The sequence below is a fragment of the Streptomyces sp. NPDC006261 genome (assembly GCF_040613515.1).
Lineage (GTDB): Bacteria > Actinomycetota > Actinomycetes > Streptomycetales > Streptomycetaceae > Streptomyces.
In genome coordinates this window covers 246,572-271,315 of the sequence record NZ_JBEXSI010000001.1, presented here as the reverse complement: position 1 = coordinate 271,315, position 24,744 = coordinate 246,572, and the positions used below count along the sequence as shown (strand labels likewise).

General features: G+C 71.5%; 19 protein-coding genes and 2 pseudogenes. 8 read left to right on the top strand and 13 right to left on the bottom strand.

The genetic code is table 11. The annotated features are described in order from the left end of the window. Positions 1-21 precede the first annotated feature (21 nt). The 4 genes from ABZ154_RS01235 to ABZ154_RS01220 are packed head-to-tail and all read right to left on the bottom strand — an operon-like array spanning position 22 to position 5,968. Positions 22-2,271 carry a 1,4-beta-glucanase gene (locus ABZ154_RS01235; RefSeq protein ID WP_356827839.1) on the bottom strand — a complete coding sequence of 750 codons (2,250 nt, stop codon included), beginning with the start codon at positions 2,269-2,271 and terminating at the stop codon, positions 22-24. A 55-nt stretch (positions 2,272-2,326) separates the two neighbouring features. Further along, positions 2,327-3,262 (bottom strand): carbohydrate ABC transporter permease, encoded by a 936-nt coding sequence (locus ABZ154_RS01230; protein ID WP_356827837.1) that lies wholly within the window; start codon positions 3,260-3,262, stop codon positions 2,327-2,329. Positions 3,263-3,267: 5 nt separating this feature from the next. Beyond that, positions 3,268-4,293, bottom strand: a complete 1,026-nt coding sequence (locus ABZ154_RS01225) for an ABC transporter permease subunit (protein ID WP_356827835.1) — start codon at positions 4,291-4,293, stop codon at positions 3,268-3,270. Position 4,294: 1 nt separating this feature from the next. Further along, entirely contained in the window at positions 4,295-5,968 is a 1,674-nt protein-coding gene (locus ABZ154_RS01220; protein WP_356827833.1) for an extracellular solute-binding protein, read from the bottom strand. Positions 5,969-6,378: 410 nt separating this feature from the next. Here ABZ154_RS01220 and ABZ154_RS01215 point away from each other — a divergent pair, with 410 nt between their 5' ends. Beyond that, a complete protein-coding gene (locus tag ABZ154_RS01215; RefSeq protein WP_356827831.1) occupies positions 6,379-9,321 on the top strand; it encodes a glycoside hydrolase family 3 C-terminal domain-containing protein in 2,943 nt (980 codons plus the stop codon). Then, positions 9,318-11,585 (top strand): alpha-xylosidase, encoded by a 2,268-nt coding sequence (gene yicI, locus ABZ154_RS01210; protein WP_356827829.1) that lies wholly within the window; start codon positions 9,318-9,320, stop codon positions 11,583-11,585. Before ABZ154_RS01215 ends, yicI begins: the two co-directional genes overlap by 4 nt. A gap of 71 nt (positions 11,586-11,656) precedes the next feature. Here the strand turns inward: yicI and ABZ154_RS01205 are convergent, their stop codons facing one another. Next, positions 11,657-11,803, bottom strand: a complete 147-nt coding sequence (locus ABZ154_RS01205; protein ID WP_356827828.1) for a hypothetical protein — start codon at positions 11,801-11,803, stop codon at positions 11,657-11,659. Between the two features lie 466 nt (positions 11,804-12,269). Between ABZ154_RS01205 and ABZ154_RS01200 the strand changes: the two genes are divergently transcribed. Beyond that, positions 12,270-13,307: an NUDIX domain-containing protein gene (locus ABZ154_RS01200; protein ID WP_356827897.1), complete on the top strand. Its 1,038-nt coding sequence runs from the start codon at positions 12,270-12,272 to the stop codon at positions 13,305-13,307. Between the two features lie 278 nt (positions 13,308-13,585). Here the strand turns inward: ABZ154_RS01200 and ABZ154_RS01195 are convergent, their stop codons facing one another. Beyond that, positions 13,586-14,275 (bottom strand): MBL fold metallo-hydrolase, encoded by a 690-nt coding sequence (locus ABZ154_RS01195; protein WP_356827826.1) that lies wholly within the window; start codon positions 14,273-14,275, stop codon positions 13,586-13,588. A 132-nt stretch (positions 14,276-14,407) separates the two neighbouring features. Beyond that, positions 14,408-15,772 (bottom strand): dipeptidase, encoded by a 1,365-nt coding sequence (locus ABZ154_RS01190; protein ID WP_356827824.1) that lies wholly within the window; start codon positions 15,770-15,772, stop codon positions 14,408-14,410. A gap of 195 nt (positions 15,773-15,967) precedes the next feature. Here ABZ154_RS01190 and ABZ154_RS01185 point away from each other — a divergent pair, with 195 nt between their 5' ends. Together ABZ154_RS01185 and ABZ154_RS01180 are read left to right on the top strand one after the other, a co-directional pair. Continuing rightward, complete coding sequence (locus ABZ154_RS01185) at positions 15,968-17,182, top strand: geranylgeranyl reductase family protein (protein ID WP_356827822.1); 1,215 nt, start codon at positions 15,968-15,970, stop codon at positions 17,180-17,182. 11 nt (positions 17,183-17,193) lie between these two features. Beyond that, positions 17,194-17,919: an alpha/beta hydrolase gene (locus ABZ154_RS01180; protein WP_356827820.1), complete on the top strand. Its 726-nt coding sequence runs from the start codon at positions 17,194-17,196 to the stop codon at positions 17,917-17,919. Here ABZ154_RS01180 and ABZ154_RS01175 read toward each other — a convergent pair. Next, a pseudogene (locus tag ABZ154_RS01175) lies at positions 17,903-18,004 on the bottom strand (deazaflavin-dependent nitroreductase); the annotation flags it as partial. The gene ABZ154_RS01180 and the pseudogene ABZ154_RS01175 overlap by 17 nt on opposite strands. A 1-nt stretch (position 18,005) precedes the next feature. On the opposite strand from ABZ154_RS01175, the pseudogene ABZ154_RS01170 reads away from it, so the two are divergent. Further along, positions 18,006-18,380, top strand: a pseudogene (locus tag ABZ154_RS01170) (TetR-like C-terminal domain-containing protein); the annotation flags it as partial. A gap of 18 nt (positions 18,381-18,398) precedes the next feature. Here the strand turns inward: ABZ154_RS01170 and ABZ154_RS01165 are convergent. From ABZ154_RS01165 to ABZ154_RS01155, 3 genes are all read right to left on the bottom strand, one after another. Further along, positions 18,399-18,716, bottom strand: coding sequence for a DUF6332 family protein (locus tag ABZ154_RS01165; RefSeq protein ID WP_356827818.1), 318 nt, complete (start codon positions 18,714-18,716; stop codon positions 18,399-18,401). Between the two features lie 101 nt (positions 18,717-18,817). Further along, positions 18,818-19,600: a maleylpyruvate isomerase family mycothiol-dependent enzyme gene (locus ABZ154_RS01160; protein ID WP_356827816.1), complete on the bottom strand. Its 783-nt coding sequence runs from the start codon at positions 19,598-19,600 to the stop codon at positions 18,818-18,820. A 37-nt stretch (positions 19,601-19,637) separates the two neighbouring features. Beyond that, positions 19,638-20,762 carry an MFS transporter gene (locus tag ABZ154_RS01155; protein WP_356827895.1) on the bottom strand — a complete coding sequence of 375 codons (1,125 nt, stop codon included), beginning with the start codon at positions 20,760-20,762 and terminating at the stop codon, positions 19,638-19,640. A gap of 214 nt (positions 20,763-20,976) precedes the next feature. On the opposite strand from ABZ154_RS01155, the gene ABZ154_RS01150 reads away from it, so the two are divergent. After that, complete coding sequence (locus ABZ154_RS01150; protein ID WP_356827814.1) at positions 20,977-22,191, top strand: ROK family protein; 1,215 nt, start codon at positions 20,977-20,979, stop codon at positions 22,189-22,191. A 53-nt stretch (positions 22,192-22,244) separates the two neighbouring features. Here ABZ154_RS01150 and ABZ154_RS01145 read toward each other — a convergent pair whose 3' ends face one another. Both ABZ154_RS01145 and ABZ154_RS01140 read right to left on the bottom strand, forming a co-directional pair. Further along, positions 22,245-22,763, bottom strand: coding sequence for an ATP-binding protein (locus ABZ154_RS01145; protein WP_356827812.1), 519 nt, complete (start codon positions 22,761-22,763; stop codon positions 22,245-22,247). A gap of 256 nt (positions 22,764-23,019) precedes the next feature. Next, positions 23,020-23,337 (bottom strand): hypothetical protein, encoded by a 318-nt coding sequence (locus tag ABZ154_RS01140; protein ID WP_030574987.1) that lies wholly within the window; start codon positions 23,335-23,337, stop codon positions 23,020-23,022. A gap of 261 nt (positions 23,338-23,598) precedes the next feature. On the opposite strand from ABZ154_RS01140, the gene ABZ154_RS01135 reads away from it, so the two are divergent. Beyond that, on the top strand, positions 23,599-24,744 hold the full coding sequence (locus tag ABZ154_RS01135; protein ID WP_356827810.1) for a PLP-dependent cysteine synthase family protein: 1,146 nt from the start codon (positions 23,599-23,601) through the stop codon (positions 24,742-24,744).

Sequence of the window (24,744 nt, the reverse complement as noted above, 5' to 3'; positions counted from 1 at the left end):
GGGAGTCGTTACGGGGATTCGCTACTGGAGGTCGCTACTGGGATCGGCGTACTGGATGCCGCGGCCGTTGGTGCCCAGGTAGACACGGCCGTGGACGCGGGGGTCGCCGGTGATGACCTCGCCGGTCCACCCCCACCGGTGGGCGTCGTCGTTGATACGGACCCAGGTCGTGCCCGCGTCGTCCGAGCGGAGCACGGCCACGCCGTCGTACGTCGCCGTGACCCGCCCGGTCTGGAAGACAGCCGGGTAGCCCGCCCGTCCCTTCCTCGGGGCGGCTCTGCCGAAGCCGAGGGCGTACGAGGCCTGGCAGCCGGCCACCGGCGTGAACGTGCGGCCGCCGTCGTTCGAGCGCAGGAGGCCGTTGTCCTTGGCGGAGAGCCAGAGATCTCCGGAGCACCCAGGAGCCGCGGCCACGCGGAACTGGACGTCCCCCGAAGGGAGTCCGGTCGCGCCCTCGGTGAAGGTCGCACCCTTGTCCGTGGAGAGGAAGACCGCCCCCGTGTCCGTGTCGTACACGTAGAAGCGCCTCGGATCGAGCGGGTCGGCGACCGGTGTTCCCCCCTTGGGGAACGTGGCCACCTCCGTCCACGTGGCCCCGCCGTCCGTGGAGCGGTGTGCGGCGTACTTGGTGCCGTCCCAGTGGGTGAACGACCACAGCAGCGTCGCCCCGTCGGCGGAGACCGCCACCGGGCCCGGAGCCGAAGGTGCGATGGCCGGCTGGGACGCGAACGGCTGCCAGCTCGCACCGCCGTCGCGGGAGTACGCGCCGGCCGAGTCGGATCCCGAGGGCCAGCCCGTCCGCACGACGTACGACGGCTTCAGCGCGGCCAGGGCCAGGCCCGTCGCCGTGCCGAAGACCGGGTTCGACGCCATGCCGCGCGAAGGGGACACGGTGAGCCGGTCATGACGCATGACCCCGATGTCACCCAGGCCGCTGAGCAGCAGGGCTCCCGAGGGTGGTGCGATCAGCTGCCGTACCGACGACTCCTCGAGTCCCCGGATCTCGGGAGCCCAGTGCACCAGGTCGTGTGTCCCGTAGACCGTGGCGCCGGTGCCGTAGACGATGTGCCGCGAGTCGTACGGGTCGACGGCCAGGGCCTGGATCCACCAGCCGAACTTGGGTTCCCCGCCCCACTTCAGATACGGCGTCTCCGAGACGTCCAGCACCGCCGTGTCCTTGAGGGAGGTCCAGCTCGCTCCGCCGTCCGTGGAACGGAACAGGGTGTCCACGGGGCCCCAGCGGTTGTTCGTGGAGACCACGACGGTGCCGGGGCGGGACGCGTCCACGGCCACTCCGCCGTACCCGAACGCGTCGCCGTCGCCCGGGGCCACCGGAGTCACGTCTCTCCAGGCTCCGGTCACCGTGTCGAGGCGGTGCACCGAGCCGTCGGCCTGGTTGTTCGGGCCCGGCCCGTCCGCGTAACTCACGTACAGCGCGCGGCTGCCCGCGTCGTACGCCGCGCGGACCGGCACCTTCGTCGCGGCTCCGGCGGACGGCTGCCCGGGTACGGCCTCCCAGCCGCCGGCGGTGTCTCTGCGGTAGAGCACCGTGCCGGCGTCTCCCCAGCCCGCGTACACCGTCCGGCCGGCCGCCACCAGCAGGGTGACGCCCTGGCCGCTCGCCGACGGCGTGGCCGGGAAGGAGGTGTCGGCGGCCCAGGTGGCACCCCGGTCCGTGGAGCGCAGCAGCCCGTCGTGGCGCGTCCCGAGCCAGAGCGTGTCACCGTCCCGCGGATCGACGAGGAGCCGCTCGCCGCAGCCCCGGCCGTCCTCGTTGGCCCCGAGGCGCACGGTGAGATCGGCGCGTGACCATGTCGCCCCGCGGTCCTCGGACCTGAGCACCGCACCCGGGGAGGCGTATGCCTGTGTGTACGTCCCGAGGGCCAGGTACAGCCGGTCGGGGTGTGCCGGGTCGACGGCCATCGCCTCGACGCCCATCAGATTCCAGTCGTCCCAGCCGATGTGGTCGGTGAGCGCCGTCCACCGGGACCTGCGGTCGTCCCAGCGGTAGGCGCCGCCGATGTCCGTGCGGGCGTAGGCGAGATGCCGCACGGCCGGATGGAACAGGACGCCCGTCACGAAGCCCGTCCCGCCGATCGCCGCGGTGCGCCAGCGGTGCGGCTGGGTCTTCTCGGGCCGCCGGGCGGCCGAGGCCGTGCCCGCGGCCGGCAGCACGGAGGCCGAGGCCGCGACCACCGCCGCACCGGCCAGGACGGTCCGGCGCCGGGGACGGGGGGCGGGTTCTGGCTGCGGGACGGACGAAGCGCGCATGACGAAGACCCTCCGGTGGGGGAAAGACGGGTGAGTGCGGTGCGGGAGGCGGTGATCAGCCCTTGACGGCGCCGGTGAGCATGCCTTCCTTGAAGTGCTTCTGCACGAACGGTGAGAGGACGGCGACCGGGATCAGCGCCAGCACCATGACCGCCATCTGGATGGCGAGCAGTGACAGGTGGCCGGTGTTGATGACCTGCGTCAGACCGGTGGGCCGCTCCTGTTTCAGGACCAGCTGGTTCATCACGTTCTGGAGCGGCATCATCTCCGGGTCGCTGATGTAGATGGACGCGTTGAACCAGGCGCTCCAGTAGCCGACCGCGTAGAAGAGCGTGATCACCGCGATGACCGCGCGGGACAGGGGCATGATGATCTGCCACAGGATGCGGAAGTCACCCGCCCCGTCGATGCGGGCGCTCTCGACGAGCTCCTGGGCCGTACTCATGAAGAAGGCACGCAGGACCAGGATGTTGAAGACGTTCAGCGCGCTCGGGAGGATCAGGGCCAGGTAGGAGTCGGTGAGGCCGAGTCCCTGGACCACCAGGTAGGTGGGGATCAGGCCCGCCCCGAAGAACATCGTGGCGAGCATGAACAGCAGCAGCGGACGGTGGAGCACCGACCCCGGCCGGGACAGGCCGTAGGCGCACATGACCGACACGGCCATGCTGAAGAGCGTCCCGACCACGGTCACGCAGATGCTGACCACCGCGGCCCGGGTGACCTGGCCGCCGCCGAGGAGCTCCTGGTAGGCGACCAACGTGACGCCGCGAGGGATCACCACCAGCCCGCCCGCGTCGGTGATGGTCCGCACCGAGGACAGGCTGGTGACGATCACGACCCAGAGCGGGAAGAGCACGGCCAGACAGGCCAGGACGAGGACCACGCCCTTGGAGGCGAGCCCCGCCTTCGTCGGTTCCTCCTCCCACACCGGCCGCAGCCGGCCACGTGTACCGGGCTTGATCCCGGCCACGCCGGTCATTCGGTGGAGCATGCCGCTCACTTCCTGTACACCCCCTGCTCACCCATGAGATGGGCGACCTTGTTGGCCCCCAGGACCAGCAGCAGACCGAAGATTCCCTTGACGATCCCGACGGCCGCCGCATAGCTGAAGCCGCCGTACTGGATGCCCACGTTCCACACGTAGGTATCGAGGACCTCGGAGGCGCCCGGGCCGACGGCCGTGCGCTGGAGCAGGATCTGTTCGAAGCCCACGGTGAGCGCGTTGCCCACCTGGAGGACCAGCAGAAGGGCCACGACCGGGCGCAGGGCGGGCAGTGTGACGTGCCACATCCGGCGCCAGCGGTTCGCACCGTCCATCGCGCTCGCCTCGTAGAGTTCCGGGCTGACCGAGGCCAGCGCGGCGAGGAAGACGATGACGCCCCAGCCGGCGTCCTTCCAGATCATCTCGAAGGTGATCAGGAACTTGAACAGACCGGGGTTCGTCATGAGGTCGAAGCCCTCGTGGCCCCTCTCCCGCAGCGTCTGCGCGATGAGTCCCGCGCCGCCGAACATCTGCTGGAAGACCGTGATGACCAGGACCCAGGAGAAGAAGTGCGGCAGGTAGAGGATCGCCTGCGCCACAGCCCGGACCCGGGGCCGCACGAAGCTGTTGATGAACAGCGCGAGCAGGATCGGCACCGGGAAGAACAGCGTCAGCTGCAACAGGAAGATCGTCAGCGTGTTGCCCAGCGCCGACCAGAACAGCCGGTCGTTCACCATCTGCTGGAACCACTCGAAGCCGACCCAGGGGCTCTGCAGAATCGCCTGGAAGGCGTTGTCCGCGATGTACGGGTCATAGTCCTGGAAGGCGACGACGTTGCCCGCCAGGGGGATGTAGGCGAAGACCAGCAGCAGCAGCGTCGCCGGCAGGGTCATCAGCAGCAACGTCCGGTCGCGCCGCAACCGGTGCCGCAGGGGCACCTTCGCGGTCACCCGTACGTCTGCGGGGGCCGCCCCGTCCTTCTCGGTCGGCGGCGCCACGGGGGGTCCCTGCGCGCGCCGGTCATCCGTACTCAGTGACATGTCAGGAGGCCGACTCACCGGTCTCGTCGAGCAGCTTCTTGTACCAGTCGCGCAGCTTGTCGCCGCCCTTGGTCTTCCAGTCCGAGACCTGCTGCTGCATGTCACCGACCTTCTTGCGGCCGCGCACGATGTCCTTCTCCATGGCCTCGAACTGTGCGTTGAGCTCGGTGTACCGGGTGGGTTCCTGGATCTGCATCCCGTGGAACAGCGGCTTCTTCAGGTGCGCGCCCTGGCGCTGCTGCCACTCGATGACACCCTTGGCGACGTCCGGGTGGTCCGGGTAGGCGCGGTACGGCTTGGAGGTGGCGATGTACTCGTAGGTGGCGAAGACCTCGTTGTTGCCCTGCGCGTTCTTGACGAGGACGCCGTCCTCGAGGCTGTGGTGGGTGCCCTCCAGACCGTAGGCCCGCAGGCGCTGTTCCTTGCTCCCGTACGGCGCGGCGGTGAAGTTCGCCAGAGCGAGGAGGTCCTCGACGACCTTCTTGTCGGCCTTCTTGCTGACGAAGCACCAGATGTTGGAGGGGGAGGCCTCGTAGATGACGGGGTCACCGCCGTCGTGGGCGAAGAAGTCCATCGCCCCCATCCGGAAGTCAGGCTTGTCCAGCCGCTGCACGGCGGTCGCGGCGTACCAGTCCGAGATGTCCGCGTTGTACATCATGACGTTGCCCGAGGAGAAGGTGGTGCGCATGTCACCCGTCTCCGCCTTGGCGTCCGGGTGCACGAAGCCGGCCGAGTACAGCGAGCGTGACCACTCCAGGGCCTCCAGGTACTCCTGGGTCTCGTAGCGGTTCACCAGCTTGCCGTCGACCAACTGCCAGTAGTAGGGCTTCTCCGGCAGCACGCCGAAGAAGACGAACGCCGACCACGTCATGTCGCTGCACGCCCACACCTTGCTCTTGGGCGCGTTGATCTCCTTGCAGAGGTCGTAGAACTCCTTCGTGGTGGTCGGGACCTCGTAACCCTTCTCCTCGAAGATGTCGGCGCGGTAGAAGGGGGTGATGTTGGGCGTGGCCTCGGCGGGCATGGGGATCCCGCGCAGCCGGCCGGCGAAGACGCCGCGCTGCCAGGCGCCGGTGGGAATGGCCGCCAGGTTGGGGTACGACGTGACTTTGTCGCCCGACAGGTAGGGGCCCAGGTCGGCGAACTTGTTGGCGATGGCGCTCGGGATCTTGCCGCCGAGCTCCCAGCCCGGGATGACGACGGCGTCCGGGAGGGAGCTGGAGGCGAGCACCGCGCCGAGCTTCTGCCCGTAGACGTTGCCGTCCTGGTTCTGCCACTTGACCTTGACGCCGGCCGCCGTGTCCATGGCTGTCCAGTAGGCGTTGCCCTCGCCGGGCGAGGTGCCCCAGAGCGGCGCCATGATGCTGATCTCGCTGCCCCTGCCCAGCTTCTCGGGGACCGACACCGCCAGCCTGTCGGCGGGGAGCGCCGTGGTGAAACCGTCGGCGGAGCCGTTCTTGCTGGGGATGTCAGGGGTGACGGCCTTCGAGGGCACATAGGCCGGAAGGATGTCCTTCAGCTTCTGACCCGTGGTGGTGCCCTCGTTCTTCGAGCCACCGGAACCGCCGCCGCAGGCGGCTAGGAGCGGCACCCCGCCGCCCACGGCTGCCGCGACGACCACGGAGGAGGCGAGGAATCGTCTCCGGCTGGGAGCGGAGGGGGAGTTCGGCGTCATTGCGTCAACCCTTCGTGGTCCAACAGGACGGCCCGCGGCGGCGACTGCCGCTCGGCCCTGTGTCTGAGGTAGGGGCGTTACCCGCCGAGCCGGTCGGCACTGCACCGGCTGAGCTGAAGCGGTCTACGGGCTGCCTCGTCGAAGCGCTTCAATATTGCAGCGAGGCTAAGTGACGGGTGTCGGCCGCACAAGAGTTCGTTTCGATATTCCTCCCACCTGTTTCGGATCCGTTTCCGGGCGTGCTGACGCACTGATGCGCCCGGAAGAGCCCTTTGGGGCAGTCGTACCCTTGACACCCGCAGGGTCGGCCGAAGAGCATCGAAGCGCTTCGAGGATCTTCTCCTCGTGCCGAAGGATGACTCGGCGTCGGCAGACCGGAACACCTCCCACCTCTCCAAGGGGACCCGCACGTGACGGACCATCCGCTTCCCTTCCGCGACCCGCAGCTGTCCTTCTCACGGCGCACCGACGATCTGCTCGGACGGCTCACGCTCGACGAGCGGATCGCGATGCTGCACCAGTTCGCCCCGGCGGTGGAGCGTCTGGGGCTCGGCCCGTTCCGTACCGGACAGGAGGCCCTCCACGGGGTCGCCTGGATGGGGCCGGCCACCGTCTTCCCGCAGGCCGTCGGCCTCGGCGCCACCTGGAACGACGACCTGGTCCGCCGGATCGGCGAGGCCGTCGGCAACGAAGTGCGGGCCAAGCGCGCCCAGGACGACCGCGTCGGGCTCAACGTCTGGGCACCGACCGTGAATCTGCTCCGCCACCCGCTGTGGGGCCGCGGTGAGGAGGGGTACTCCGAGGACCCGGCCCTCACCTCCGCCATCGCCGTCGCGTACACCCGGGGACTGCGCGGGGACGACCCCCGCTACTGGCGCACCGCCCCCGTGCTCAAGCACTGGCTCGCGCACAACAACGAGACCGACCGCGACACCGCTTCCTCCTCGGTCCGCCCGCGTGTCCTGCACGAGTACGACCTGCGGGCCTTCCGCGACGCGGTGCGGGCGGGGGCGGTGGCCGGCGTCATGCCCGCCTACAACCTGGTCAACGGCCGCCCGAACCACCTCTCCCCGCTCCTGGGGCAGTACCTGCGCCGCTGGACCGACCAGCCGCTGGTCGTCTGCTCGGACGCGGGCGCCCCTTCGAACCTGGTCGACTCCGAGCACTACTTCGACACCCACGAGGAGGCCACCGCGGCCTCCCTGAAGGCGGGTGTCGACAGCTTCACCGACCACGGCACGGACTCCACCGTCATGACGGGACGCATCCGCGACGCGCTCGCGAAGGGGCTCATCGACGAGAGCCACATCGACACGGCGGTCCGTCGTCTGCTCGCCATGCGCCTCGCGCTCGGGGAGCTCGACCCGGAACTCGACCCGTACGCGCAGGTCGACGACCTGGACACCGAGGAGCACCGGGCCCTCGCCCTGGAAGCCGCCGAGCAGGCAGTGGTCCTGCTCAAGAACGACCGACTGCTGCCCCTGGAGCCGAAGCAGGGCCGGACCGTCGCGGTCGTCGGACTGCTCGCGGACGCCTGCAAGCTCGACTGGTACAGCGGCACGCTCATGCACCGCTCGACGCCGCTCGACGGGATCCGCACACGGTACGGCGCCGAGAACGTCCTCTTCGCGGAGGGGGTGGACCGGGTCAGGCTCAAGAGCTCCGACGGCTGGCTCCACGTGCCCGCCGGCGACGCGGCGACGGAGCGGGAGGCCCGCGGCACGGAAGGAGCCCTCGACCCGGCCCTCCTCGCCGGCCGCACCGACCTGCCCCCGCTGACCTGCGGTGACGAGGCAACCGAACTGGCCCTCGTCGACTGGGGCGACGGCGTCCTGACCCTGCGTACCGACGAGGGGCTGTACCTTTCCGTCGCCGACGACGGGTACGTCAGGGCGTCCGTGGACGAGCCGGGCGGCTGGGTCGTCCAGGAGACGTTCCGCCTGGAAGCGGTGGAGGGACACGACGGCGGGCACCGCCTTCTGCACATCGGGTCCGGTGGGTACGTGTCGGTCGCCGCCGACGGCGCGAAGGTTGCCGCATCGGGCGAGAAGATCTCCCGGGATGACGCCACGGTCTTCGAACGGGAGACCGTCGAGCACGGCGCCGACGCGGTGGCCCGCGTAGCCGCGGCCGCCGACACCGTCGTCGTCGTGGCGGGCAACGACCCCCACATCAACGGCCGTGAGACCGAGGACCGTACGACCCTCGCCCTCCCCGCCCAGCAGGACCGGCTGTGGCGCGCCGCGCACGCCGCCAACCCCCGTACGGTCCTCGTCCTGGCCTCCGCCTACCCCTACGCGGTCGGCGACGCGGCGGACGGACTGCCGGCCCTGCTCTGGACGGCGCACGGGGGACAGGCCGCGGGCACCGCGCTCGCCCGCGTACTCGCCGGCGACGTCTCCCCGGCGGGCCGGCTCCCGCAGACCTGGTACGCGAGCGACGACGATCTGCCCGGCCTGCTCGACTACGACGTCATCGGCTCCCGGCAGACGTACCTCTACTTCGACGGCACGCCCCTCTTCCCGTTCGGCCACGGCCTCGGCTACGCCGACTTCACGTACTCGTCCCTGTGCACGGAGGCCGACGGCGAGCGACTGCGCGTGTCACTGACCGTCACCAACGACGGCGGGCTCGCCGCCGACGAGGTGGTGCAGCTCTACGTCCGCGCGGCCGGGCCCGCCGAGGCGGCCGAACCCGTCCCCGAGGGCCTGGGGCGCCGGCTAGCGGGCCTCGGCGATTCCCAGGACCTGCCGCGGCGCAAGCTGGTCGCCCACCGTCGGGTGCACCTCGCGCCCGGCGCGGCGGAGCGCATCGAGTTCCAGGTACTCATGGAGGAGTTGGGACACTGGAGCGTGGCGCACGGCCGGTGGACCGTCGAGCCGGGAGCCTACGAGGTCCTCGCGGGAGCGTCGAGCGCCGACATCCGGCTCATCGCGACAGCGGTCATCGACGGTAAGGCGCAAGGCCCCCGCCCGATGGCGACGCACGGTCTGGAGGCCGTCGACTACGACCGGCAGAAGGACACGGAGATCCTCGACCGTACGAAGACGGAGGGTGACGTCGTGGCGCCCGCGTCCGCCGCCACGGAGGGGAGCCTCGTCTACAGGGCGTGCGACTTCGGTGAGGGTGTGCCCGGACTGACGTTCCTGGCCTCGGGGCAGGGGAGCGTCACCGTGAGAGTGGGCGGCCACAGTCTGGCGCTCCAGGTCCCGGACACCGGCGGACCGTACGTGTACCGCACCTTCGAGGCCGCGCTGGACCTCCGGGGCGTCCACGAGATGCGTATCGGCCTCAAGGGCGCCGTGCGCCTCGCCCGCGTGGACGTCGTTCCCGCCAAGAAGGAGACCGCATGAAGTTCACCGACGGCTTCTGGCTCATGCGCGAGGGCGTCCGAGCCTCGTACGCGACCGAGATCCGTGATCTGCGCGTCGACGCCGACCGCTTCACCGCGTACGCCGCGGTGAAGCGTGTCGCGGCGCGCGGCGACACGCTCAACACCCCGCTGATCACCGTCGAGTGCTTCTCCCCGGCCGAAGGTGTCATCGGCGTCCGCACCACCCATCACGCGGGCAAGGCCCGGCGGGGGCCGGACTTCACGGTCCTGCCGGACGACACCACGGCACCCGCGGTCCGTACCCGGCAGGACGGTACGGCAACGGAACTCACCAGCGGGCCACTGACGTTGCGGATGGACGGTGACGGCCCCTGGGGCATCACCTTCCTCGATGCCGACGGCCGGCGCCTCACCGGGGTGGACCCGAAGGGCACGGCGTTCGCGACCACGCCCGACGGCACGCACCACATGATCGCCCAACTGGGCCTGGACGTGGGTGAGTACGTTTACGGACTCGGTGAGCGCTTCACCCCGTTCGTCAAGAACGGGCAGACCGTCGACATCTGGCAGGCCGACGGGGGCACCAGCAGCGAACTGGCTTACAAGAACATCCCGTTCTATCTGTCCTCACGCGGCTACGGTGTCTTCGTCAACCACCCCGGCAAGGTCTCCTTCGAGGTCGGTTCGGAGTCGGTCGGGCAGGTGCAGTTCAGCGTCGAGGACCAGACGCTGGAGTACTACATCGTCGCCGGCCCGACGCCGAAGGACGTCCTGTCCCGTTACACGGCCCTGACCGGCAGACCCGCGCTGCCGCCGGCCTGGTCCTTCGGCCTGTGGCTGACCACGTCCTTCTGCACGTCCTACGACGAGGAGACCGTCACCTCCTTCGTCGACGGCATGGCCGAGCGCGGGATCCCGCTCAGCGTCTTCCACTTCGACTGCTTCTGGATGCGCGAGTACCAGTGGTCGGACTTCCTGTGGGACCCGGAGGTGTTCCCCGACCCCGAGGCGATGCTGGCCCGCCTCAAGGAGCGGGGCCTGCGCATCAGCATGTGGATCAACCCTTACATCGCCCAGAAGTCGGCCCTGTTCGCGGAGGGCGCCGAACACGGATACCTGGTGCGGCGCGCCAACGGTGACGTCTGGCAGTGGGACCTGTGGCAGCCGGGGATGGCGCTCGTCGACTTCACCAACCCGGCCGCTCGCGCCTGGTACAACGACAAGCTGCGTCTGCTGCTCGACCAGGGTGTCGACTGCTTCAAGACGGACTTCGGCGAGCGCATCCCCACGGACGTCGTCTGGCACGACGGCTCCGACCCGGAGCGGATGCACAACTACTACGCGCAGATCTACAACCGCACCGTCTTCGAACTGCTGGAGAAGGAGCGCGGAGCGGGGGAGGCGGTGCTCTTCGCCCGGTCGGCGACGGCGGGCGGACAGCAGTTCCCGGTGCACTGGGGCGGTGACTGCTTCGCCTCCTTCACAGCCATGGCCGAGTCCCTGCGCGGCGGGCTGTCGCTGAGTCTGTCCGGTTTCGGCTTCTGGAGCCACGACATCGGCGGCTTCGAGGGCACCCCCGCCCCGGCGGTCTTCAAGCGCTGGCTGGCCTTCGGCCTGCTGTCCTCGCACAGCCGGCTCCACGGCAACGTCTCCTACCGGGTGCCGTGGGCGTTCGGCGAGGAAGCCGTCGACGTGGCGCGGAAGTTCACCCTGCTCAAGCACCGGCTCATGCCCTACCTCTACGGAGTGGCCGCCGAGGCGCACCGTACGGGCATCCCGATGATGCGGCCCATGCTGGCGGAGTTCCCCGGCGACCCCGCCTCCCGCACCCTCGACAGGCAGTACATGCTCGGCCCGGACCTGCTGGTCGCGCCGGTCTTCACCGAGGACGGCGAGGTCGAGTACTACGTCCCCGAGGGCACCTGGACCTCATTGCTGACCGGCGAACGTGTCACCGGCCCCGCCTGGCGGCACGAGACGCACGGCTTCGACAGCCTGCCGCTGCTGGTCAGGGACGGAGCCGTGCTGCCGTGGGGCGCCGACGACCAGCGCCCGGACGGGGACTGGCTGGACGGCCTCACCCTGCGGGTCTTCGGCACCGGTACGGACGAGCGCACGGTCACCGTGCCGGACCTGACCGGCGCCCCGGCGGCACAGTTCCATGTCCTGCGGGACGGGGCCGGGGCCCGTGTCACGGCGGAGGGGACCGACCGGGTCTTCCGGGTGACCGTCGACGGATCCGGCGCGGAGGGGGAGGGGTCCGGGACGGTCGTCGTCGCCTGAGCTCCGCCCACCACTACGGCAGTCCGCTGGGCCCCCGCCAGGGGCGCCCAGCGGGCTGCTCGTTCCACGGGTCAGGAACCGTAGGCGCCGAGCAGTTCACCGCTGTCGCGGTACTTCTTGTTGAACGCGTCCTGCCTGGCGATCGCCTCGGGCCAGGCGTCGGCCGGGAAGGACTCCCACTTGGCCTGGTTGCCGTAGATCATCGCGACGTACTTCATCAGGTGTCCCCTTGTGGCCCGCGCACCCGGTCGGCGCGCTTCCACCCGTCAGCCGGAGCCGGGAACCTCTCCTCGACATCCGGCACAGAGAAAGTTCTTCGCATTTCCTCCGGGCCACCCCGGCGGGCTGACCCGCCCAAACGATCAACTTACCTGGCGCCCTCCGCTCAGAGGACGGGGGAAGCGGCTCCAGCAACAGATCGGCGACCGGCGGGGAACGGGTGAGGGCTGCTCGCCGAGTCGTAGCAGCACGGTCCGTCGCGGTCTCGCAGTTCGTGGAGGGTACGCACAGCGAGGTGACGCTCGCGATCGAGGAGCGGATAGTTGGGTATCTCCAGGAGGTGTGGGAGAAGGAAGTGGGTGGGAGCCGGGCTGTGGACACTGCCTTCTCCCATCCGTCTCCCGGACGATCCCGCGAATCCACTCCGTCGCTGTTCAGCGGCCTTCCCATCCTGGAGTACTCGTGATTGTTGTCTGGATCAACGGTGCGTTCGGCGCGGGCAAGACCAGCGTCGCGGGCGAACTGATCGATCTGATCCCGAACAGCACCTTGTACGACCCGGAGCACACCGGGGCGGCGCTGCGCGGACTGCTGCCCCAGAAGAAGCTGGCCGAGGTTGGCGACTTCCAGGACCTGAGGATCTGGCGGCGGCTCGTGGTGGACACGGCGGCCGCGCTGCTCGCCGAGGTGCCCGGGGTGCTGGTGGTGCCGATGACCCTGCTGAGACAGGAGTACCGGGACGAGATATTCGGCGGCCTCGCCTCCCGGCGCATCCCGGTCCGGCATGTGCTGCTCTCACCTGACGAAACGATCCTGCGCAGCCGGATAGCGGGTCGGGTGGAGTACCCCGGCGACCGCGAGCAGAGCGAGCGGGTCAACCGGTGGGCGTACGACCACATCGGCTCCTACCGGGACGCGCTCGGCTGGCTCACCGAGGACGCCCATGTCGTCGACAACGGTGCCCTCACCCCGCGCGAGACCGCCGAGCGGATCGCCGAAGCCGTCCGCAGCGGTGCCGCCGGCGCGTGCGAGATCGTGCAGAGCCCCGAGCCGACCGCCGCGACCGTCGCCGCGGGGGTGCTGCTCTTCGACGAACAGGACCGGGTGCTCCTCGTCGACCCCACGTACAAGCCGGGCTGGGAGTTCCCCGGCGGGGTCGTGGAGGAGGGCGAGGCCCCGGCGCAGGCCGGGATACGGGAGGTGGCCGAGGAGATAGGGCTCCGGCTCGACCGGCTCCCCACGCTCCTCCTCGTCGACTGGGAGCCGCCCTCCCCGCCCGGCTACGGCGGACTGCGCTTCCTCTTCGACGGGGGACTGCTGCGGTCCGAGGACGCCGGCCGGCTGCTGCTCCCCGGCTCCGAGCTGCGCGGCTGGCGCTTCGTCACGGAGCAGGAAGCGGCGGGGATGCTGCCCCCGACCCGCTACGAGCGGCTGCGCTGGGCCCTGCGGGCGCGGCAGCGGTCCACGGTGCTCAATCTGGAGGCGGGTGTCCCGGTGGGCTGACGGGTGCGCGGGGTGGGGTTCGATGCGACGAGGAGGGCCTGCGCCGGACGGCCTTCTCCGGCGACGGCCGGCTCCGGCCCATGTGGGACATCGGCAACCGCCGTGCCGACGGAGCAATGTACGAAGCCCGGCCGGTCGCCGGTACCGCCACGGTGACCGGCGTCGTGGCACCGCGCCCCTGAGCCCCTGGACGGGTCCGGCGGAAAGGCACCACGCGTCATGGCCCGTGGGCGCCCGGACCCCCTGCGGTCCGAGCGCACCCGTCCGCACCCGGCCCCTCACCCGCCCCCGGCCGCCGCCCGCATGGCCTCCCCCGCGTCCTCGGTGAGCGGATCGCCGTGCCCGAAGCAGACCGTACCGGCCTCCAGCGCGGCCAGCCGCCGGAAGGTCTCCTGGGCCTGCGCCCGGTCAACGTTGAACACGCCGAGCATCACCTCCTCGACGCTCGCCACACAGTCCCCGGTGAACAGGACCCCGTGGCGCGGCAGATGGAGGGCGATGGAGCCCGGCGTGTGGCCGGGGGCATGGACCACCCGCGCGCCGTCCCCGAACGGCAGCACCTCGCCGCCGGCCACCTCGCGGTCGACCCGGGTGGGCGGCGCCTCGGGGACCGTCAGCCCGTTCTCGTACAGCGGCCGTTCCCAGTCGAGCAGGTCCGGTTCCGGTACGGGGAGCTCACCCCGGATCACCGGCGCGTCCAGCGGGTGGGCGAGGATTTCGGCGCCGTGGCGGTCCGCCAGCTCCTGAGCCGCGCCGTAGTGGTCGCGGTGGCCGTGGGTGAGGACGATGCGGCCGATCCGGCCGGGGTCCAGCCCCAGACCCCTTACCGCGTCCTCGATCGCCGACGCCGCCTCTGTGTCCCCGGCGTCGATGAGCGTCAGGTCCGCTCCGTCGCGCCAGAGATAGGCCTGGCCGATCCGGAAGCGGAACATATGGAGGCGGCGGGGGAGTACCTCGATGAGATCCATGCCGCGAACGTACGCAGCCGGGGGACCCACCGTAGGGAACTACGCTCCCGGCGACTTCGCCGAGGGCGCAGCGTCCCGCGCGATGCCCCAGCGGCGGCCGGGAGAGGCCGCCGACAGGGGCGTTCGCAAGGTTCAGGCCTTCTTCGACTCCGCGTAGTTGCGCAGGAACAGCGCCTCGGTGACCGACATCCGCTCCAGCTCCTCGGGCGACACGCTCTCGTTCACCGCGTGGATCTGCGCCTCGGGCTCGCTCAGCCCGATCAGCAGGATCTCCGCCTGCGGGTAGAGCGAGGCCAGGGTGTTGCAGAGCGGGATCGAGCCTCCCATGCCGGCGGACTGCATCTCCTGGCCCGGGTAGGCCTCCCGCATCGCGTCCGCCATCGCCGTGTACGCCGGGCTGCTCATGTCGGCGCGGAACGGCTGGCCCTGGCCCACCTGCTCCACCGCGACCCGCGCGCCCCACGGGGCGTGCGACTCCAGGTGGGCGGTGAGCAGCTTCGTCGCCTCGGCGGCGTCGTGGCCGGGCGGCACCCGCAGGCTGATCTGGGCGCGTGCGCTCGCCTGCACGGACGGCGTGGCGCCGACCACCGGCGGGCAGTCGATACCGATGACGGTGACGGCGGGACGCGCCCAGATCCGGTCCGCGACCGTCCCCGTACCGATCAGCTCGACCCCCTGCAGCACCTTGGCGTCCTGCCGGAACTCCGCCTCCGGGTACTGCAGTCCGTCCCAGTCGGCGTCCCCGGTCAGACCGTCGACCGTCGTCGTCCCGTTCTCGTCACGCAGTGAGGCGAGCAGCTGGATCATCGCGGCCAGCGCGTCGGGGGCGGCGCCGCCGAACTGCCCCGAGTGCAGGTTCCCTTCGAGGGTGTCGAGCCGCACCCGCAGCATCGTCATCCCGCGCAGCGTCGCCGTGACCGTCGGCAGCCCGACCCGGAAGTTCCCGGTGTCGCCGATGACGATCGTGTCGGCCGCCAGCAGCTCCGGGTGCGCCTCCGCGTACCGCTCCAGACCGCCGGTGCCCTGCTCCTCGGAACCCTCGGCGATCACCTTCACCGAGACCGGAACGCCACCGTTCGCCTTGAGGGCGCGCAGCGCGAGCAGGTGCATGATGAACCCGCCCTTGCAGTCCGCCGCGCCCCGGCCGTACCAGCGCCCGTCGCGCTCGGTCAGCTCGAACGGCGGGGAGAGCCACGCCGACTCGTCCAACGGCGGTTGCACGTCGTAGTGGGCGTAGAGCAGTACGGTCGGAGCACCGGCCGGGCCGGGCAGGTAACCGTAGACCGACTGAGTACCGTCGGGGGTGTCAAGGAGGGCGACGTCCGTGAAGTCCTCGGCGCGCAGGGCGTCCGCGACCCAGTTCGCCGCGGCCTCGCACCCGCTCCTCGGAAACTGCGCGGGGTCCGCCACCGACGGGAACGCGACCAGCTCGGCGAGCTCCGCCCGCGCACGGGGCATCAGCGAGGCGACGGTCTCGGAAATCGGGCGGGCGGTCATGGGCACGCTCCTCGTGGGTGCGACGTTATGGGTAGGGCACGGTGTGTACGCGCCCGTCCGCGACACCGTGGGTGCGGGGTCGCGTGCAGGACACATTCATGGCCGATCCTCCCACAGGGGGGCTCGGCCGGGGCGCGCCGTAGGATGCCGTGAGCAGCTTGGGGCCACTGGTCGGATCGGGAGCAGAAGCACATCGTGAGCAGCGAGAACGCAGACGCCGGGGCGGAGAACGAAGAGTCGTCGGTCTGGGATGTCGTCGTCGTCGGCGCCGGACCGGCCGGCGCATCGGCGGCGTACGCGGCAGCCGTGGCGGGCCGACGGGTCCTGCTGCTGGAGAAGGCGGAACTGCCGCGCTACAAGACCTGCGGCGGCGGCATCATCGGGTTCTCCCGGGATTCCCTGCCACCGGGGTTCGAACTGCCCCTGAAGGACCGTATCCACGCGGTCACCTTCTCCCTCAACGGGAAGCTCTCCCGTACCCGCCGCTCCCGGCGCATGCTCTTCGGGCTCATCAACCGCCCGGAGTTCGACGCCGGGCTGGTGGAGGAGGCGCAGAAGGCCGGTGCCGAACTGCGCACCGGCGTCTCGGTGGTGCGGGTGGAGCAGCACGGGCCCGCCGTGCCCGACCGGCGTACGGTCGCCGTGGTGCTGGCCGGCGGTGAGACGGTGCTGGCGCGGGCGGTCGTCGGGGCGGACGGCAGCGCGGGCCGGATAGGAGCACATGTCGGGGTGAAGCTCGACCAGGTGGACCTCGGCCTGGAGGCGGAGATCCCCGTTCCGGCGACGGTGGCGGAGGACTGGGCGGGCCGGGTCCTCATCGACTGGGGTCCGATGCCCGGGAGTTACGGCTGGGTCTTCCCCAAGGGCGACACGCTGACCGTCGGGGTGATCTCGGCGCGCGGCGACGGCGCCGGCACCAAGCGGTATCTGGAGGACTTCATCGCCCGCCTCGGCCTCGCCGGGTTCGAGCCGTCGATCTCCTCCGGCCACCTGACCCGCTGCCGCAGCGACGACTCTCCGCTCTCCCGCGGCCGGGTCGTGGTCTGCGGCGACGCGGCCGGGCTCCTGGAGCCGTGGACGCGGGAGGGCATCTCCTTCGCGCTGCGCTCCGGCCGGCTCGCGGGCGAATGGGCCGTCAGGATCGCCGAGGCGCACGACGCGGTGGACGCCCGCCGCCAGGCCCTCAACTACGCCTTCGCCGTCAAGGCCGGTCTCGGCGTGGAGATGGGCGTGGGCCGCCGCATGCTCAAGCTGTTCGAGCGCCGTCCGGGGGTGCTGCACGCGGTGCTGACCGGCTTCCGGCCGGCTTGGAAGGCGTTCGCGGGGATCACCCGGGGCACGACGTCGCTCGCCGAGCTCGTCCGTACGCACCCGCTGGCGCAGCGGGCGTTGAGCGCGATGGACCGCTGAGCGACGGGTCGGTGGGGGGCGAGAGGCGTGCGGTCGGCGGGGTGAGGGGCGCGGGCGGAGGGCCCACGGCGGTGCTCGTCCACGGCCTCTACCACCGTCCCGGCCACTTCGCCCCGGTCGCGGACGGTCTGCGGGCGCAGGGGGTCGAGGTGGCCGTTCCCGAGCTCCACCGAGGTTCCCTGGCCGCGGATACGGCGGCGGTCCAGGCCGCCGTCGACGCGTTGGCGGAGCCTCCGCTCCTGCTCGGCCACTCCTACGGCGGGTCGGTGATCACCGGGGTGCGCGGAGCGCGCCACCTCGTCTATCTGGCGGCCTTCGTACCGGACGTGGGCGAGAGCGCAGCCGCTCTGGGCGGGGCGTCCCCGCAGCTCCGTGACGCGGTCGTGCCGGGGGAGGGGCCCGAGGGCACGACGCGTCTGGATTCCGGCCGGGCGGCCGAGGTCCTCTACGACGACTGCCCCGAACCTCTCGCCGCCCGCGCGGTCGGTCTCTTGCGGCCGCAGGCCCCGGGGTGCGGGCGGGGTGTCCCGGTGCACCACAGCTGGAAGCGGACCCCGTCGACCTATGTCGTCTGCGCCGGGGACCGGGCGGTCGATCCCGCCCTGCAACGGACGCTGGCCGCCCGCTGCACCGGTGTACGCGAGTGGCGGACGGGCCATTCGCCGTTCGTGTCCCGGCCCGCGCTCGTGGTGGACCTGGTGGCGGAGCTGCTCGGCGCGGTCAGCTCTCGAACGTGAGGCGGAAGACCGGGTGGTCCGGGCAGGCGGCCAGGAGTTCGGCGTCCGTGGACTTCGCGGTGACGCCCTGGAAGTACTGGTCGACCTACGCCCTCGTCTACGGCTCCCCCGTCCCCGGCTACAGCGCCCCCAGGGACACGGTGGGCCCCGCCTCCCGGGTCGGCCTGGTCCTCATCGGCCTCGTACGCGACGCGTTCTGGGCCGACGGTCTCGCGGTGCCGCCGCTCGCGGCGGAGCTGCGTCCCGAGGCCGAGCGGATCACCGCCGACATCGCCCCGGACCTACCGCCCGCCGCCGCGCTCGCCCTCGTCGCCGCCTGGGCCCAGCTCTTCGGCCTGATCTCGTTCGAGCTCTTCGGCCAGTTCGACCGGATGGTCGAGGCGCGCGAGCAGCTCTTTAGCCAGGCAGCGGGGGAGCTCGCCCGCTCGGTCGGTCTGCGCGGGGGCCCGGCAGCCGGCTGAGTCGCGGTATGCGGCGTCCTACGTAGCCGAGTCGGCGGAGTCGGCGGAGCCGAAGTGGCCCGGCCTGTCCGGGGGCGGGCCGCCCAGGCGGCGGCCCTCCCGCCGCGGAAAGCGCCACAGGACATGCACGACCCGCACGGCGAAGGCCAGTACGGCGGCCGCGGTGGCGAGGCCGAGGACCATCGTCCGTGCTGTGCGGCCGGGGTCGAAGAGGAGCAGGGCGGGTGCGGAGGCTGCCGCGAAGGTGAGACCGGCCAGTACGGCGGAACTGACCAGCGCATAGCCGATCTCGACCGTCATCGCGTCCCGCTCCGCCTGCGTCCGCCGTTCCCCCATGTCCGCAGTGTCACAGGCCCGCCGCGCTCCCGGCAAGCGTACGGCCCCGTCCCCGGCCCGCACCGGCCGCCCGACCCCATTTCCCGCGTCCGCCCAGTCCATCAGGTGACCGCGGAGTTGTCCGTCCAGAGCCTGGCCACCGAGCGGTCGCCGCGCAGGGTCACGGCGGCGAGCGGCAGACGGTTCCAGAGCGTGAGGTAGAGCCCCTGAGCCGTCCCGCTCAGCTCGCAGTCCACGCGGTCGGCGCCGCTGTCGGGGTCGGCGGCCGGGCCCTTCCCGCCGCCGGTGACGGACGTACGTACAGCCTGCGGCGGCTCGTCAGAGATCCGTACGGTCCACACCGCGTCCCAGTCCACGGCCCGCACCCGCAGCGTGCGCGGGACGGAGGAGCGCACCCGGCTCCTGGGGCGCGCGTGGAAGCCGGTCAGGAGCTCGTCGATGCCGTCGGCCGCCCGGTCGGCGCCCACCGTCGTCAACGGCCCGCCGAGCGCCGACTCCGCGTCGACCCGGTGCACGGTCGTCTCGTGGAGCTGGCGACGGGACCAGAACGCCAGGGGGGAGGGGGCGGGCAGGAAGGCCCAGCACTCCAGGTCGCCGGGGGCGGCCTCCAGCGACCGGACCAGATGGCGGTGGCCCGCCCGGAACCAGTCGAGGAGTTCGGCGCCGTCGAGATCCGGTTCCCCGCCGTCCGGCTGGGGCGTGGTGTGCCCTTCGGTGAGGAACCCGGCGGCCCAGCGGTGCACCATGCCGGTGTGGCGCAGAAGGTGGCGTATCTGCCAGCCGGGGCAGGTCGGGACCGAGGCCCCGGGGCCCGCCTGTTCGGCGGCCGCCGCGAGGAGCCGCCCTTCCTCGGACAGGGACACGATGTGCTCGGTGATCTCCATGGCCGGATTGTGCCAGGGGTGGGAAGCCGGCCTCCGCTCAGGCGTGCGTCGCGTTGCGGGCCCCGTACCCCAGGACGGCGGCCGCGGTAGCCAGCAGGGCCACGGTCGTCAGCGCCATCGGCAGCGAGAACCAGTCGGCCAGGAAGCCGATCGCGGGCGGGCCCAGCAGCATGCCGCCGTAGCCCAGCGTGGAGGCGGCGGCCACCCCGCTCGGTCCGGCCAGTTCGCCGGCCCGGCCCACGGCGACCGGGAAGATGTTGGCCAGCCCCAGGCCGGTGACCGCGAACCCGGCCAGCGCGAGCCAGACGGTCGGTGCCAGTGCGCCCAGCAGCATTCCGGCCGCGGCGACCGCACCGCCGAGGACCAGGGTGCGGGTCTGGCCGAGCCGTTCCAGCAGCAGCGTCCCGGTGAGCCTGCCGACGGTCATCGTCAGGGCGAACAGCGCGTATCCGGCGGCGGCGAGGCCGGGGGCGGCGTCCAGGTCCTGCTCCAGGTGGAGCGCGCCCCAGTCGGCGAGCGCGCCTTCCCCGTACGCCGTGCACAGGGCGATCACGCCGAAGAGCACGACGATCCGGCGGGCTCGCGGGGCGAGCTTCTGCTGGGGCTGCGCCTGAGACGTGTGCGGTTCGGGGGCCGTAGGCAACGGGCGGTGGCGCAGCAGCGCGGGACCCGCGACCGCGGTGACGAGCAGGCCGGTCGCGGCCAGCAGGAACAGGTGGGTCGAGGCGGAGAGGCCGCCCGCCACCAGGCCGCCGAGTCCGGCACCGACCATGCCGCCGAGGCTGAACGCCGCGTGGAAGCTCGGCATCACCGGCCGGCGGAGCTGGAGGACCAGGTCGACGGCCGCGCTGTTCATGGCCACGTTCATGCCGCCGTACGCCGCTCCGAAGACGAGCAGGACGAGGCCGAGCGAGAGCGCCGAATGGGTCTGCGCGGGCAGGGCGATGCTCAGCGGGAGCAGGACCCCGCAGGCCACGGTCACGGCGTGGCTGCCGTAGCGGCGGCAGAGGCGGCCGGTGAGCATCATGGTGATCACGGCGCCCGCGGAGACACCGAGCAGGGCGAGGCCGAGGGTGGAGGCGGAGGCGCCGGTCTGCTGCTTGATGGCCGGGATACGGACCACCCAGCCGGCGAAGAGGAAACCGTCGAGGGCGAAGAACACGGTCAGCGCGGTACGGAGGCGGGCCGAGGGTGGGGCGGTGTCTCCGCCAGGTCCCACGGGTAGGGCCGTCCGCAGTTTGTTTAGTTGCGGCACAAACTCAGCATAGGGGCGGGCGGAGAGCGGACGCAACATGGCTGACAAAGGCGGGTTCCGCCGGTCCCGGCGGGCTCCCTCGGCGTCCGGGACGCCTCCGGATCATGGGAGACTCGCCCTCATGAACGGCAAGGCGACCACCACCCGGACGAAATTGGAGAGGGGCCGCAGCGCGCTCGGGCCCGCACTGGAGCTGGTCCACACCGGGCGCGCCCCCACGCGCGCCGTCCTCACCTCCGAGCTCGGCGTCACCCGGGCCACCGCCGGGGCGGTCGCCGCGGAGCTGGAGGCGCTCGGGCTGATCCGGGTCGACTCCCGCCCGGGTTCCGCGGCCGGTTCGCAGGGCCGCCCCTCGCACCGGCTCTCCGTCCTGGAGGCCGGCCCTGTCGTCCTCGCCGCCCAGGTCCACGCCGACGGCTTCCGGGCCGCCCTCGTCGGGCTCGGCGGCCGGATCGTCGCCACATCGCCGGGCTGCGTCGCGGTGATGGCCGACCCCGCGCAGGTGCTCGGCGAGGTGGTGGCCGCGGGGGCACAGCTGCTGCGCTCGAGCGGGCTGCGCTGCGTCGGCGCCGGGCTCGCCGTACCGTCGGCGGTCGCCGAACCCGAAGGCACCGCGCTCAACCCCCTCCACCTCGCCTGGCCCGCGGGCTCGCCGGTCCGTGACATCTTCGCCGCCTGCGTCCGTGACGCGGGCATCGCCGGTCCCGCCTTCACCGGCAACGACGTCAACCTCACCGCCCTGGCCGAGCACCGGCACGGTGCCGGACGCGGCGCCCAGCACCTTCTCTGCGTCGCCACCGGCCACCGGGGCGTCGGCGGGGCCCTGGTGCTCGACGGCCGCCTGCACAGCGGGAGTTCGGGGCTGGCGCTGGAGGTGGGACACCTCACCGTGAACCCCGAGGGGCGGCCCTGCCATTGCGGCGGACGCGGTTGCCTCGACGTGGAGACCGACCCGCTCGCCTTCCTCACCACCGCGCGCCGCGACCCGGGCCCGGAGGAGTCGCTCCTCAAGCAGGCCGGCGATCTGCTGCGCACGGAGTACGAGGACGCGGACGTGCGTAACGCCGCCGAGGCGCTGATCGACCGCCTGGGTCTGGGCCTCGCCGGGCTCGTCAACATCCTCAATCCGGACCGGATCATCCTCGGCGGGCTCCACCGCGACCTGCTGGAGGCGGACCCGGAGCGACTGCGCGCCGTCGTCGCCGACCGCAGCCTGTGGGGCCGCAGCGGCAGCGTGCCGATCCTGCCCTGCACTCTGTCCCACAACAGCCTCGTCGGCGCGGCCGAACTGGCCTGGCAGCCGGTCCTCGACGACCCGCTCGCCGTCCTCGCCTGAGCCGGGTGCGGCCGGTGTGGCATCACGCTCACCGCACCGCCGCACCCGGCTCGTCAGCCGACGACAGCAGACCGGGCAGGGGCGGCCGCTACGGCCTCGGGGCTGATGGGGACGGACCCGAACGGCCCGTCGGTCGTCGACCCGTAGACCGCGAGCGGCGGCAGGGTCGAGGTGTCGCAGACCGCCGGCAAGGTGAACCAGACGGCCTTTCCGGCCGCGCCGCTCGGCCGTACGCCCCAGCTCTCGCTGACCGCGGCGATCAGGGCCAGACCCCGTCCCGAGGTGGCGAAGGAATCCGCCTCGTTCACCGTGGGGACACGGGGGTCGTGGTCGTGGACGGAGACCGTCAACCGGTCGAGCAGCAGCTCGATGTCGACGGTGCATGACTTGTCCGGCTGTGCGTGCCGGTGGACATTGGTCAGGAGTTCGGTGACGCCCAGGGCTGCCTGGTCGATCAGGGGATCGAGATGCCAGTAGCGCAGTTGCGCCGAGATGATTCTGCGGACCTGACCGATCCGCGACGGCAGGGCTTGGAGCTCCACCGTGCAGTGCCTGCTTGGCTCGCTGATCACGGCTGCGACTCCCCGAAATAGGTCCGGAAGAAGAAGACGGACGAACGGAGCCGGCGGGACGACTGACTGCCGAATCCGCTCTGCTCTTGTCGTGTCTGCTCGTGTCGCACGATCCGGTCCCGCGGTGTCCCGAAGGAGTGGATCGCTCTGTCACCGATGATGCACCTTCAGTGACGTGGGTTCAGCGTGGCCCAGCCGGAGCGGCTCCGCAACTCGCGGAGCCGCGTAGGGGCGCCCGACGGACGGGTCCCTGGACTCAGCCCCGGCGGCCGCCCGCGCTGCGCAGCGCCTCCAGGAAGCGGCGCAGCGGAGCCGCCCCGTCACGTCTGCGGTTGCGCTGCCCCATCGTCAACCGGTAGCGCACGCCGTTCACCCGGGCGATGGCCGAATCCGCCGCGAAGAACCACCGTTTCCCCGCACTGACCGTGCCCACCGGGGCACTGTCGATCTCCCGCCCGTTACTCATCAGCAGGGACAGCCGGCCGTCCTTGACGACCACCTGACCGGCCCTGGTCAGCGACCGGGTGAACCGCTCGATCCTGACCCCCGACGCACTGAACTCGGCGTCCGCCATCGCGGCTTCGCCCCCCTTCGTCACCACTTCTCCTGTTGCAGTGTGCCCGGCCGCGCCCCCGACCGCCAGAGGGCGCGGAAGCGCGGTGCGGGCTGCTCGCACCGTCCGCCCCAACTGCCCCGAAAGGCCTGGTCAAAGGCAGGGCTATGGACCATCAAAGTCAAGGTTTGTGCAGGTCGGGGGCATATCGTGGAGGCAGGAGCACCGGGCGGACGAGCGCGGACGGGCAACGACGCATGGCGGACGAACAGGAGCACGGCGATGGGCACCGATGAGCTGGGACGTGACCGCGGGGCCACGGGGGCGGTCGTGGAGACGGTGGACATCGACCGCAGCGACCCGGAGTACCGGGCCTGGCTGAAGGAAGCCGTCCGCAAGGTCCAGGCCGACGCCAACCGTTCGGCCGACACCCACCTGCTGCGCTTCCCCCTGCCCGAGGAGTGGGGCATCGACCTCTACCTCAAGGACGAGTCGACGCATCCCACCGGCAGCCTCAAGCACCGGCTCGCCCGCTCGCTCTTCCTCTACGGGCTCTGCAACGGCTGGATCCGGCCGGGCAAGCCGGTCATCGAGGCGTCCAGCGGATCGACCGCCGTCTCGGAGGCGTACTTCGCCAAGCTGATCGGTGTGCCGTTCATCGCCGTGATGCCGCGCACCACCAGCCCGGAGAAGTGCCGGCTCATCGAATTCCACGGCGGGCAGTGCCACTTCGTCGACGACTCCCGCAAGATGTACGAGGAGTCCGCGTCCCTCGCCGCCGAGACCGGCGGGCACTACATGGACCAGTTCACCTACGCGGAGCGCGCCACCGACTGGCGCGGCAACAACAACATCGCCGAGTCGATCTACCAGCAGCTGAAGCTGGAGCGCTACCCGGAACCCACCTGGATCGTCGCCACCGCCGGGACCGGCGGCACCTCGGCCACCATCGCCCGCTACGTGCACTACCTCCAGCACGACACCCGCGTCTGCGTGCCCGACCCGGAGAACTCCTGCTTCTTCGACGGCTGGACCCGCAACGACCCGTACGCGAGCAGCGACTGCGGCTCCCGGATCGAGGGCATCGGCCGCCCCCGCATGGAACCGAGCTTCGTGCCCGGTGCCGTCGACCGGATGATGAAGGTGCCCGACGCGGCGAGCGTCGCCGCCGTACGTGCCCTGGAGCGGGCCATCGGCCGCAAGGCGGGCGGCTCCACGGGCACCGGGCTGTGGAGCGCCTTCAAGCTGATCGCCGAGATGGTGGAGCGGGGGGAGAGGGGCAGCGTCGTCACGCTGCTGTGCGACCCGGGCGACCGCTACCTGGACAAGTACTACTCCGACTCCTGGCTGGAGGAGCAGAGCCTCGACATCGCCCCGTACAGCGCGGCGATCGACGGCTTCCTCGCCACCGGAACCCTGGCCGGCTGA